Source organism: Vibrio sp. 10N.261.46.A3 (assembly GCF_041472995.1).
Lineage (GTDB): Bacteria > Pseudomonadota > Gammaproteobacteria > Enterobacterales > Vibrionaceae > Vibrio > Vibrio coralliirubri.
Genome location: NZ_JBFRRH010000082.1, coordinates 39,833 through 52,406, shown reverse-complemented (window position 1 = coordinate 52,406; position 12,574 = coordinate 39,833). Strand labels below are relative to the sequence as shown.

Below are 12,574 nucleotides of genomic sequence, written 5' to 3'. Positions count from 1 at the left end.
AAGGCAATGCAGAGCGCTATCGTTTGATTTGGTTTTTCAACAGCATCGTCTCGGTCGATGCTGATTGTTTATTAAAGTTTTAGCCCCATCCTATTTGGGCTAGCACTGATTTCCGTATATACTTCTCGCCCATTTTCAAAGAGAACAAGAACATGAAAATTGCTTTAGGTATTGAATATAACGGTACCCACTACTTTGGTTGGCAGCGCCAACGAGACGTGAAAAGTGTCCAAGAAGAATTGGAAAAGGCTCTTTCAGTTGTCGCGAATCACCCTGTAGAAGTTATGTGCGCAGGTCGTACAGATGCCGGTGTTCACGGTACGGGACAAGTCGTTCACTTTGAAACGAATGTTGATCGTAAAATGGTGGCATGGACAATGGGTGCGAATGCCAACATGCCAAAAGATATTGCGGTTCGTTGGGCGACAGAAGTGAATGAGGATTTCCATGCTCGTTTTTCTGCTACTGCCCGCCGTTATCGCTACATTATCTTTAACCATGCACTACGCCCAGGCATTTTGAATTCAGGTGTGAGCCATTATCATGGTCATCTTGATGAGAAAAAAATGCATGAAGCGGGTCAGTACTTACTTGGTGAGAATGACTTCACTTCGTTTAGGGCAACACACTGTCAATCTCGTAGCCCATGGAGAAACATGATTCACTTGAACGTGACTCGTCATGGACACTACATTGTGATCGATATTAAAGCGAATGCGTTTGTTCACCACATGGTGAGGAATATTACTGGTAGCCTTATTGCTGTAGGTAAAGGGGAGCAGAAACCAGAGTGGATCCAGTGGCTTTTAGAAGCTAAAGATCGAAAAGTAGCCGGCGCAACTGCAAAAGCGGAAGGTTTGTATCTGGTGGATGTTGATTATCCTGAACATTTTGAGCTACCACGAGAGCCAATTGGTCCTCTATTTTTACCGGATAATTTGAACTAAATGTGAGACTTAGGTTCAAAAATTATTACGGTTTAGTGCGTAAGATAGTCCCAGAAAATAGGTACAACCAGTTTTTTATCTACAGTTGCTGTTTTATGTGCTTTAATTCCCACGCATAATTCCCAAATTTATTTCTTTCGCAATCAAGCGGAAGAATCGAAACAAAAAGGTCTTCCATGAGTTGGCTTGAAAAGATTTTAGAAAAAAGCAACATCGTAACATCTCGTAAAGCGTCTATCCCTGAGGGTGTTTGGACTAAATGTACTTCTTGTGAGCAGGTTCTGTACCATGCTGAACTAGAGCGTAACTTAGAAGTATGTCCAAAATGTGACCATCACATGCGCATGAAAGCACGTCGCCGTCTGGATACATTCCTAGACAAAGGTGAGCGTGTTGAACTAGGTGCTGATCTTGAGCCACAAGACAAGCTGAAGTTTAAAGACTCTAAGCGTTACAAAGAACGTATCTCTGCTGCTCAAAAGAACAGCGGTGAAACAGACGCATTAGTTGCAATGAAAGGTGAACTATTGGGTTTACCTATCGTAGCGTGTGCTTTTGAATTCTCATTCATGGGCGGCTCAATGGGTTCTGTTGTTGGTGCTCGTTTCGTGAAAGCGGTAGATGCTGCTATCGAGAACAACTGTGGTTTAGTGTGTTTCTCTGCAAGTGGTGGTGCTCGTATGCAAGAGGCATTGATGTCTCTAATGCAAATGGCGAAAACCAGTGCTGCGCTTGAGCGTTTATCTGCGAAAGGCCTACCGTTTGTTTCAGTCATGACTGATCCAACAATGGGTGGTGTTTCTGCAAGTTTGGCAATGCTTGGCGATATCAACATTGGTGAGCCAAAAGCACTGATCGGTTTTGCTGGACGTCGTGTAATCGAACAAACGGTACGTGAAGACCTTCCTGAAGGTTTCCAACGCAGTGAATTCCTACTAGACCACGGTGCTATCGACATGATCGTTGACCGTCGTGAGATGCGTCAGCGCGTTGCAAGCCTTGTTGCTAAAATGACCAACCAGCCTTCACCATTAGTAGTTTCTGTGAACGATTCACCGAATGAAGCTACTTATGAAGTACCAGAAGCGCCAGAAAAAGGGTAAAGTACCTTCTAACAAACCAACTTAATTATGGTTATGAGTTAGATGAGTCAACAACCTATTCCTCAAGCCACATCCTCTTTGGAGATGTGGCTTGATTATTTATCAAACATCCACACAACCGCTATTGATCTTGGATTAGACCGAGTTCAGGCCGTCGCCTCTAAGGCAAACCTCACCAAACCTGCTCAACATGTTATTACTGTTGCCGGAACCAATGGCAAAGGCTCAACATGTGCACTGATGGAAGCGATTCTATTGGACGCTGGTTACTCAGTTGGTGTCTACAGCTCTCCTCACTTAATTCGCTATAACGAACGTGTTCGTATCAACGGCCAAGATCTATCTGATGAAAAGATGGTTCAGTCTTTCGATTTCATTGAGAAAGAGCGTGGCGAAATCAGCCTGAGCTTTTTCGAATATGGCACTTTAGCGGCGTTACGCGCATTTCAAACTGAAGCGGTTGATGTTGTGCTATTAGAAGTGGGTTTAGGCGGGCGTTTAGACGCGACCAATATCGTTGAGCATGATGTTTCTGTGATTACTAGTTTGGCTGTCGACCATGTTGACTGGCTAGGTGATGACATCAATGTGATTGGCTTTGAGAAAGCGGGCATTTATCGTAGTGGTAAACCCGCTATCTGTGGTCAACCCAAGCCACCGGCTACGGTTGCAGCGCACGCTGATGACATTAAGGCTGAGTTCTACCAAGTCGGTATTCAATACACTTATGATGTTGACGGTGATACGTGGAACTGGCGCAGTGGTGCATTCCAACTAGAATCGCTACCTATTCCAAGCCTGCCTTTACCTAACGCTGCAACAGCGTTGATGGCATTGGGCACATCAGAGCTTAGTATTAGTGACGTGAACGTGGTTAACGGCATGAAGAATGCGCAGCTTCCAGGGCGTATGCAGCAAATTAGCCAACAACCCGTGATTGTGCTTGATGTGGCGCACAACCCGCATTCCGCTGAATACTTTGCACAGCAAGTTACGAAGAAGTATGCAGGTAAAAATTTACACGTTGTAGTCGCCATGCTTCATGACAAAGATATCCCAGCGACATTGGAAGTATTAGCGCTAATCGCAACTCATTGGTATCCAGCTTCATTGCAAGGGCCACGCGCAGCGACAGCTGCTGAATTGTGTCAAAGCCTACCCGAAGGCGTAGAGCAGCATTCAAACCCTGTCACAGCTTTTGAAGCGGCTTTAACTTCTGTTAAAGGTGACGATGTTGTGTTGGTTGTCGGTTCTTTCCATACCGTGGGTGAAGTGTTGGAGCATTGGCAGAAAAAAGGAAACTAAATGGCAAGTAAATTCCAAAGCCGATTAGTCGGCACCATCATTTTAGTGGCTATTGGCGTGATTGTATTACCCGATGTGCTAGATGGTAAGAAGCTCCACTATAAAGAAGAGTTTGCAAGCATTCCGATTAAGCCTGAGCTTGATAGTAATGTTGAAGTGTTTGAAGTACTCGATCCCGTTGAAGATCAGATAGCGCTACCAGATTCTCCGGTTGAGCAAGTGGTTGAAAGTGGTCGTACTGATAATTCAAACACGCAAACTGCGTCTTCTTCTAATGATAAAGAAGCAGACAAAGTGGCAGTCGTGGTTAAGCCAGTACCGGAAAAAAATGAATACCAAGACAGTGCTTGGATTATTCAATTGATGGCTTTGAAGAATGCTGACAACGCAAAAAACGTTGTTAAGGATCTGCAAAAGCGTGGTTATCAGGCTCACACCAAGCAAGAAAAAACATTTACGCGAGTAATTATTGGTCCGGATGTCTCTAAATCCAAACTTGAGCGACAAATTAAGGAATTAGAAAAAATTACGGGTTCAAAAGGCCAGTTGCTCAAATTTAAACCGTTAAATCCATAAGAAAACGTTTGCGTCAGCATTTTTTCTGTTAAAATGCGCGCCAACTTAAGATGAAGAATTCATGAATTGGTTAGATTTTGTCATTTTAGGCGTGATCGGCTTCTCTGCCGTGATCAGTTTAGTTCGTGGTTTCGCTAAAGAAGCCTTGTCACTCGTTATTTGGTTTGGAGCATTTTTTATTGCTAGCCAGTACTACGCTAAATTAGCGATGTACTTCACCAATATCGAAGATGAGATGTTTCGAAACGGAACTGCGATAGCAGCATTGTTTGTTGCAACGTTAGTTGTGGGTGCCTTAGTTAACTATGTCATCGGTCAACTAGTTCAGAAAACAGGCCTGTCAGGTACAGACAGAATCCTCGGTGTCGTCTTTGGTGGCTTACGTGGTGTTTTGATTGTTTCTGCAGTGTTGTTTTTCATGGATGCGTTTACTGCATTCCCAAGTTCTGAGTGGTGGAAGAATTCGCAATTGGTTCCGGAATTTAGTCGAATCATTGCGCCGTTCTTCGAGCATTTACAAGCAACATCTAGTTTCTTATCTGGCGCGCTCTAGCGCCAGTTAATGTCGAAAAATCGAGGATTAGGACATGTGTGGTATTGTTGGAATCGTGGGTTCAACACCTGTAAACCAGTCTATTTATGACGCTTTAACGGTATTGCAGCATCGTGGCCAAGATGCCGCTGGTATTTGTACCATAGAAAGCAATCGTTTCCGTCTGCGTAAGGCGAACGGTTTAGTAAAAGATGTTTTTGAAGCAAAACACATGCAGCGCCTACAAGGTGAAGTTGGTATTGGCCATGTTCGTTATCCTACTGCGGGTAGTTCAAGTGCGTCTGAAGCTCAGCCTTTCTACGTAAACTCTCCTTTTGGCATTACGTTGGCGCACAACGGTAACCTGACGAACGCAAACGAAGTTCGTGAGAAGTTGTTCGAAAAAGACCGTCGTCATGTAAACACAACCTCTGACTCTGAAGTTCTACTGAACGTATTAGCTCATGAGATCGATACCGTTAAAGGTAACGTAACTTCAGATGACGTTTTCCGCGCTGTGGCAAACGTGCATCGTACAATTCGTGGTGCTTACGCAGTAACTGCGATGATCATCGGCCACGGTATGATTGCATTTCGTGACCCACATGGTATTCGTCCACTCTGTCTTGGTAAGCGTGAAGTTCAAGGTAAAACAGAGTACATGGTTGCGTCTGAATCGGTAGCACTCGATGCTGTTGGTTTCGACTTCATGCGCGACGTAGCGCCAGGCGAAGCTATCTACGCAACGTTCGACGGCGAGCTTTTCACTAAGCAATGCGCAGATAACCCACAACTAAACCCATGTATCTTTGAGTTTGTATACTTTGCACGCCCAGATTCATTCATCGACAAAATCTCGGTTTACAGCGCACGCGTTGAGATGGGTGAGATGCTTGGTAAGCGTATTAAAGAAGAGTACGCAGACTTAGATATTGATGTGGTTATCCCAATCCCTGAAACATCAAACGATATTGCGTTACGAATCGCTCAAGCGATCAATAAGCCATACCGTCAAGGTTTCGTGAAAAACCGCTATGTTGGCCGCACATTCATCATGCCTGGTCAGCAACAGCGTAAGAAGTCGGTTCGCCGCAAGCTCAACGCAATTCGCTCTGAGTTTAAAGGTAAGAACGTTCTTTTGGTTGACGATTCTATCGTTCGCGGCACAACATCAGAGCAGATCATTGAGATGGCTCGTGATTCTGGCGCAAACAAGGTCTTCATGGTTTCAGCAGCTCCAGAGGTTCGCTTCCCTAACGTTTACGGTATTGATATGCCGAGCGCGACAGAGCTGATTGCTCATGGTCGTGATAACGAAACGATTTGTAAGCAGATTGGCGCAGACGCATTGATTTTCCAAACGCTACCAGATCTGATTTCTGCAGTGGGCATGGGCAATCAAGACATTTCTCGTTTCGATACTTCTGTATTTAACGGCGAGTATGTGACTGGCGATATCGACCAAGCGTACCTAGATTTCCTAGACTCTTTGCGTAATGATGACTCAAAGGTTCAACGTGAGATTCAACAAGATCTTGCTAACTTAGAGTTACACAATGAAGGCGCTTAGTTAGAGCGTTTCGTTAGTCATAAAGAGTGTCGCTAGCGATACAGAAAATAAAAAACCAGAGCATCGGCTCTGGTTTTTTTGTTTATAGAGAAGGGGATTGACCTTAATGAATGTGGTATGCGATCACAAAATCAATAAACAATCTCACTTTCTCTGGGAGGTGGTCTTTGTGGTTATAAAGCATGTAAATGTCACGAGGGTTAGCGCTCCAGTCTTCTAAGACTTGCACTAAGCTGCCATCTTCAATGTATTCACGAATCATCACGTCAGGCATCAGGGTGATACCTAGGCCTTCTGAGCACGCTTGTCTCACGACATTAAGCGCATTGGCGTTGAAACGGCCTTTCTCGCTATTCACCACCGTCTCTTCATTCGAATTACTCAGCTGCCACTTAATTAGCGGGTAGCCTTTGAGTAGCGAATGGTTCGCTAGTTCTTCAGCATGGCTTGGAGCTGGGTTCTTCGCTAAGTACTCAGGGCTCGCGATAAGAATATCTTTGACTTCACTGATTTTTCGAGCGATTAGGCTTGAATCACGCTGTGGACCGACACGGAAAATTACGTCCCATTCCGTTGGATCCAGCTGATCCGCTTGGTTGTTCATCATCAGCTCAATATTGATATCAGGGTATTGAGTCATGAATTCACTGAACATTGGCATCATCATGCGCTTGGTCAGGTTTGAGGGTGCCGTAATACGAATCTTACCGGAAGCGCCTTTGCACACGTCAGTTAACTCTTCTGCGGTAGAAGAAAGACGTTGCAACAGCGGAGAGCATTCATTGAAGAAACGTTCGCCTGCCTCTGTTAAAGAAAGTTTACGCGCGTGTCTATTTAGAAGCCTAAGGTTCAAAGAATCTTCTAAGGCTTGGATGCGTCGTGTGATGGTCGCAACCGGAATCATAGTCTTGCGCGATGTTGCGGTGTAGCTCCCATTTTCAACGACGAGTCGAAAGAGGTTTAAATCATCTAATTTCATAAATCCAGACACATTTGTTTACAATCTCATCTAATTTATACGTAACAGTGAGATCAATGTTTGCGTTACGTCAACTCGTTGCACTATTTACAAGTATTCCAACCCTCGTCACGAATTACCAGCAAAGAGTGCAAATTTGTGTATTTAGCATTTTATTACTAAGTTTTATATTAGTTCTTAGAACAGATAACAATAATAATTCGACTTAGTTTTGTGAGGTTATAGATTATGTACAAAACTCACAGTCAGCCAGTAATGACCTCGGCTCAGGAAGTAATTAACCAAAAATGCGTGATGTTGGTTGATGATGATCCTATTTTTCGCCGTATAACCAGCGCGTACCTAGACAAGGTCGGTTATAAAGTGGTTGAGGCTGAAAATGGACTGGACGCTTTGCAGAAACTTAGAGACTCAGCGCCAGATTTAATTGTGTGTGACTTATCAATGCCAATACTTGATGGCATCGAGCTTGTGGAAGAGCTCAGTTTAGAGTACCCGTCACTGCCTATGATCGTGGTGTCCGGCACTGATGATATGTCTGATGTGGCGAAAGCCTTGCGATTTGGTATTAAAGACTTCTTAGCGAAACCGTTAGAGGATCACCGTCACCTAGGAAGTGCGATTGCGAATACATTGACAGATTCGTTCGATAACATTTCAGACCAACGAGATTTTTCGAGCCAATGGTTCTGTGTGGATGACGGGGGAGAGATCCCTGAAGACCAAGAACTGCATTGGCATCTGAATTACCTTCAAGATAACCCAAGCGCAGCAAAAGACTTACTGCATGCGTTGCTTCCAGAGAAAGATACGCGACAAGGATCATGGCGTTGCAGTTACCGGTTACTGCAATCAACAGAGATGATGCCACTTGTGTTTGATTATGCGTGGATGATGAACGGGCAGTTTGCTTTTTACCTCGTCGATTCATCGTCGTCTGATAATGGCGGCTCCGCGACAACATTGTTAGTGAGAGCGCTGTTCCACGATTACATAAGAAACAGAAAAGATTTTAACGTTGATCTCAAAGATATCGCTGAGATTCTAGAGAAGGGGATTCGTTGCTCTAAATGTTCCACCCCAGTGAATGCTTTGTTTGGTGTTGCAGACCTTGCCGAGGGAACCATCTCCATTTTACCTGCGGGTTTAGATGGGCAATGGTCGAATGGTGAATTGAATCAACATATTGCAGCAGGTGAGCGCTTGGGCGAGAACTGCAAGAAGAACTTTATTACGCGGGACCTTCCGATCGAACAGGGCTGCCAACTTTCGTTGAGCCTACTTGGATCGGCAAGTTTCAGTTTAGACATACACCAAGGGTCTACTGATTAACCCTATATTTCCTCGGTTTTTGTGAATAATTGATTAAGGTATAGTTGCGCAAATGGTGTGGCTATGCCTTTTTTGTTAAATGTCGATTTAGCAAAGCGGGTTTGGTTCGCCGGATACTTACCTTTACTAACAAAAACAAGAAGCAATCATGGCAGATAACAAAGACTTTCAAGACCCGTTTAATGTATTCTACTTTTTAGGATTTTTAGCCGCATTTTTAATGATTCCATTGCTACCAGCAACACTTACGTTGATCCGTGTATTTAATGGTTACGCAACATTCTAGTTAAGCTGTCGTCGCCGATTGGTGATAGCTAACTCAAGGAGGCCACAATTAGCGTTCGAGTTTTAAGCCTCAATATTGCTGGTGGCCTTTGTATATTTCTCGCAGTTCTAGGGATAGTTTTGCCCGTTCTGCCAACCACTCCTTTCCTACTTCTTGCTAGCGCATGTTTCATGCGAAGTAATCCGAAAGTCCATAAATGGATGCATGAGCACAAAACGCTGGGTCCTTTGCTGAACAATTGGTATCAACACGGTGCCGTCACCAAACAAGTTAAAACGCGTGGCGTATTCTTTATCTTGTTGAGTTTTGCGTTATCCATCTACTTTGCCCCTATCATTTGGGTCAAGGCTTTCCTAATTTGCGTACTTGTTATTCTTCTCACATGGTTTATGCGACTTCCAACCCATGAGTTGGTTGCTGACAGCAAAGAAAATCACTACCATTAAGCCAGTGTGCCTGCTTGTATAGCGGGCGTTTATTATTTCAGCAATCAGAGTTATGACTCTCGTTGCAATGAATACCAATCGTACCTTTCCTTAATTCCAAGCGTTGATGTTTGATTCGTTAACGAGAGTTTGGAAAGCGGCCTAATGAAGTGCATAAGATTATGAACACAGAAAAAATCTCTCTGATCAAAGCAAGCATCAAAAGCATTCCAGATTACCCTAAAGCGGGTATTTTGTTCCGTGACGTAACAAGCTTGATGGAAGATCCAGCAGCTTACAAAGCGACTATCGACCTGCTAGCGGAAACATACAAGGACATGGGCTTTACTAAGATCGTTGGTACTGAAGCTCGTGGTTTCCTATTTGGTGCGCCTCTTGCTCTTGAGCTAGGTGTTGGCTTCATTCCTGTTCGTAAGCCGGGCAAGCTGCCTCGTCAAACTGTGGCACAATCTTATGAGCTTGAGTACGGCACCGACACTCTAGAAATCCATACTGATGCTATCGTTGAAGGCGATAAAGTGCTTATGGTTGATGATTTGCTAGCAACGGGCGGTACGATTGAAGCAACAACAAAGTTGATTCGTCAGCTTGGTGGTGTGGTAGAACACGCTGCATTTGTTATTAACCTTCCAGAAATCGGTGGTGATAAGCGCTTACAAGGCTTAGGCCTAGAAGTGTTTAGCATCTGCGAATTCGACGGTCACTAATCCTTTTCGGAATTATTCATGAGCTATCTTGCGTTAGCGCGAAAATGGCGACCAACCAAATTCAAAGAAGTGGTTGGTCAAGCCCATGTTTTAACAGCATTAGAGAATGCCCTTAGCCAGAACAGGTTGCACCATGCATACCTGTTCAGCGGTACACGAGGTGTCGGTAAAACGACCATCGGCCGTTTGTTTGCTAAGGGACTCAACTGTGAAACAGGCATTACCTCAACACCTTGTGGTGAATGTGCAACCTGTAAAGAAATCGATGAAGGTCGCTTTGTTGACCTACTTGAGATTGATGCGGCATCACGTACTAAGGTAGAAGATACCCGCGAGCTTCTGGACAATGTTCAGTACAAGCCTGCACGTGGTCGCTTCAAGGTTTACCTAATCGATGAAGTACACATGCTTTCTAGGCATAGCTTTAACGCGCTTTTAAAGACCTTAGAAGAGCCGCCTGAGTATGTGAAATTCTTGCTCGCAACAACGGATCCACAGAAGCTTCCAGTGACGATCTTGTCGCGTTGTTTGCAGTTCCACCTTAAGCCGATCAGCGTTGATAATATTCACGAGCAGCTCGATCATATTCTTGAACAAGAAGATGTGACGTCTGAGTCTCGTGCGCTTGGAATGATTGCTCATGCTGCTGATGGCAGTATGCGTGATGCACTAAGCCTTACAGACCAAGCTATCGCATTAGGTAACGGCAATGTCGTAACAGATACTGTTGCTCACATGCTCGGAACACTGGATACCGACCAAGCTATCCACTTGCTTGAAGCGATTAGCAGTAAGCAGCCACAACAAGCGATGGCGTGTATCCAAAGCCTTGCTGAGAACGGTGTTGAGTGGGATGGTTTGCTGAATCAGCTTGCGACTCAACTGCATCGTCTAGCGATGTTCCAAGCTTTGCCATCTACATTAGATAAGGCACAGCCTGATGCAGAGAAGCTTGAACTACTTAGCAAAGCGCTTAGTCCACAAGACATTCAACTCTACTACCAGATCGTGTTGAAAGGTCGTGAAGACTTACCATTGTCGCCAACCGCTCGCGTTGGTATTGAGATGGTGGTTTTACGCATGTTGGCATTTAGACCAGCTGAACAAGCGGTTGCGGTTGCTACTGCAATCTCGACTCAGTCGGCAAGCCCAGCGCCAGTTCCAGCAGCTCAAGCTCAGAACGTTGCTCAGTCAGTGAGTCAACCTGCGCCAATGGCAGCTCCGAGACAGCCTCAAATGCGACAACAGGCGCCTCAACAGCAGCCTATGCAGCAGCAACCCGTACAACAGGCTCCGCAGCAGAATCCAGCACAGTATTCAGATTCGCAAGGTTACGCTGATCACTCAGGCAACCAAGGTTATCCAGAACAGGATTACCCGCATAGCCAGTATGATGCGCCTCCTGCTTATGATGAGCGTCCAAGCTACGGTGCAGAGCAGCCTCAGCAGCAACAAACGAATTATCAAAACCAGAGTCAGGTTCAACAGCCAAGCGCTGCACCTTCTGCTCCGCAAGAGCAGCCAGCGCGTGCAACTTCGCCTGTGAGTGGTTTACGCCACCAATTACGTTCTCAACGTAGAGGCAGTTCGGCAACAGAAAACAAAGGCTCGGCGCCAAAAAAGGCTAAAGCGACACCTGCTAAAACTTCAGTTCTTGATCGAGTTGCTCAGCAACACGGTGGTTCTGAGCGGGTGTCGCCAGCTTCTTTATCAGCCTCTTCGACAGAAAATGTGACCAACGATAATGAACCTTATCGCTGGAAACCGTCTAAACCTGTAGTGAAAGAGGTGAGCAAAGAGCTAACACCTACTCAAATCAAGCGTGCGTTAGAGCATATTAAGACACCAGAAATGGTCGACAAATTGCTTCAAGAGTCGATTGCTCAAGATGAATGGTCCGCCACGATTCAAAAGCTAGAGACAGCCAAGCTTGTTGAACAGTTAGCATTGAACTCAGTGTTTGCTAAAAACGACACATCAATCATTTTAACGTTAAGAGCGAGCCAAGCTCACTTGAATACGGACCGTGCACAGAGTGAGCTATTGCAGTCTCTCAATACTGTGCTTGGAGAAGAGTGTCATTTGAGTGTTGAAATCGGTGATGGTGGAGAAACGCCGCTAGAATTACGAGAACGATTGTATCAAGGTAAGTTGAAAGACGCGTTTACCGCTTTAGAAAACGATGCCAACGTACAGTTCATTGAAAGACGTTTTGCCGCTGAACTCGACAGAGACAGCGTTCGTCCTATCTAGAACGTTTTCTTGTTTAGTGACCGGCGTATCATCCCAGATAAGCAAATCTGAGAACTGAACATCGAGGGGTTGAATCACACTGTTTTAACCCCCATTTAAGCTCGTATAGCTTAATTAATTTTAATAAACCAATTAGACCAGAGAGTATTAACATGTTTGGTAAAGGCGGTATGGGCAACATGATGAAGCAAGCCCAGCAAATGCAAGAGCGCATGCAAAAGCTTCAAGAAGAAATCGCAAATATGGAAATTACAGGTGAGTCAGGTGCTGGCCTTGTAAAAGTAACGATCACTGGTAGCCACAGCGTTCGCCGTGTTGATATCGATGAAAGCCTAATGGAAGACGATAAAGAGATGCTTGAAGATCTTATCGCTGCTGCTTTCAACGATGCGGCTCGTCGCGTTGAAGAAACTCAAAAAGAGAAAATGGCTAGCGTAACTGGCGGAATGCAACTTCCACCAGGTATGAAGATGCCTTTCTAAGTAACTTATTCTTAAAGGTTAATTCAGGTGGTGGCTTGTGTTGAACAGGCTATTAC

The 12,574-nt window shown here is 44.8% G+C and carries 12 protein-coding genes; 11 read left to right on the top strand and 1 reads right to left on the bottom strand.

What is annotated here, in order from left to right; genetic code table 11:
* Window positions 1–152 precede the first annotated feature (152 nt).
* The 6 genes from truA to purF all read left to right on the top strand — a co-directional run bounded on the left by truA (window position 153) and on the right by purF (window position 6,033).
* Window positions 153–947, top strand: coding sequence for a tRNA pseudouridine(38-40) synthase TruA (gene truA / locus AB4484_RS19095; RefSeq protein ID WP_004734161.1), 795 nt, complete (start codon window positions 153–155; stop codon window positions 945–947).
* A 176-nt stretch (window positions 948–1,123) separates the two neighbouring features.
* Window positions 1,124–2,050 (top strand): acetyl-CoA carboxylase, carboxyltransferase subunit beta, encoded by a 927-nt coding sequence (gene accD / locus AB4484_RS19090; protein WP_017062348.1) that lies wholly within the window; start codon window positions 1,124–1,126, stop codon window positions 2,048–2,050.
* Window positions 2,051–2,092: 42 nt separating this feature from the next.
* A complete protein-coding gene (gene folC, locus AB4484_RS19085) occupies window positions 2,093–3,355 on the top strand; it encodes a bifunctional tetrahydrofolate synthase/dihydrofolate synthase (protein WP_372079818.1) in 1,263 nt (420 codons plus the stop codon).
* Window positions 3,356–3,931 carry an SPOR domain-containing protein gene (locus AB4484_RS19080; RefSeq protein WP_017063432.1) on the top strand — a complete coding sequence of 192 codons (576 nt, stop codon included), beginning with the start codon at window positions 3,356–3,358 and terminating at the stop codon, window positions 3,929–3,931.
* A gap of 61 nt (window positions 3,932–3,992) precedes the next feature.
* Window positions 3,993–4,484, top strand: a complete 492-nt coding sequence (locus AB4484_RS19075; RefSeq protein WP_009848678.1) for a CvpA family protein — start codon at window positions 3,993–3,995, stop codon at window positions 4,482–4,484.
* A gap of 34 nt (window positions 4,485–4,518) precedes the next feature.
* A complete protein-coding gene (purF, locus tag AB4484_RS19070; protein ID WP_017066676.1) occupies window positions 4,519–6,033 on the top strand; it encodes an amidophosphoribosyltransferase in 1,515 nt (504 codons plus the stop codon).
* 103 nt (window positions 6,034–6,136) lie between these two features.
* Here purF and AB4484_RS19065 read toward each other — a convergent pair whose 3' ends face one another.
* Window positions 6,137–7,012 (bottom strand): LysR family transcriptional regulator, encoded by an 876-nt coding sequence (locus AB4484_RS19065; protein WP_017067604.1) that lies wholly within the window; start codon window positions 7,010–7,012, stop codon window positions 6,137–6,139.
* A 228-nt stretch (window positions 7,013–7,240) separates the two neighbouring features.
* Between AB4484_RS19065 and AB4484_RS19060 the strand changes: the two genes are divergently transcribed.
* The 5 genes from AB4484_RS19060 to AB4484_RS19040 all read left to right on the top strand — a co-directional run bounded on the left by AB4484_RS19060 (window position 7,241) and on the right by AB4484_RS19040 (window position 12,518).
* Window positions 7,241–8,344 carry a response regulator gene (locus AB4484_RS19060; RefSeq protein WP_048610462.1) on the top strand — a complete coding sequence of 368 codons (1,104 nt, stop codon included), beginning with the start codon at window positions 7,241–7,243 and terminating at the stop codon, window positions 8,342–8,344.
* A 360-nt stretch (window positions 8,345–8,704) separates the two neighbouring features.
* Complete coding sequence (locus AB4484_RS19055) at window positions 8,705–9,076, top strand: YbaN family protein (protein WP_029225617.1); 372 nt, start codon at window positions 8,705–8,707, stop codon at window positions 9,074–9,076.
* Window positions 9,077–9,237: 161 nt separating this feature from the next.
* Complete coding sequence (gene apt / locus AB4484_RS19050) at window positions 9,238–9,783, top strand: adenine phosphoribosyltransferase (RefSeq protein WP_017101994.1); 546 nt, start codon at window positions 9,238–9,240, stop codon at window positions 9,781–9,783.
* A gap of 18 nt (window positions 9,784–9,801) precedes the next feature.
* A complete protein-coding gene (gene dnaX, locus AB4484_RS19045) occupies window positions 9,802–12,036 on the top strand; it encodes a DNA polymerase III subunit gamma/tau (RefSeq protein ID WP_372079815.1) in 2,235 nt (744 codons plus the stop codon).
* 152 nt (window positions 12,037–12,188) lie between these two features.
* On the top strand, window positions 12,189–12,518 hold the full coding sequence (locus AB4484_RS19040) for a YbaB/EbfC family nucleoid-associated protein (RefSeq protein WP_050647394.1): 330 nt from the start codon (window positions 12,189–12,191) through the stop codon (window positions 12,516–12,518).
* Window positions 12,519–12,574 lie beyond the last annotated feature (56 nt).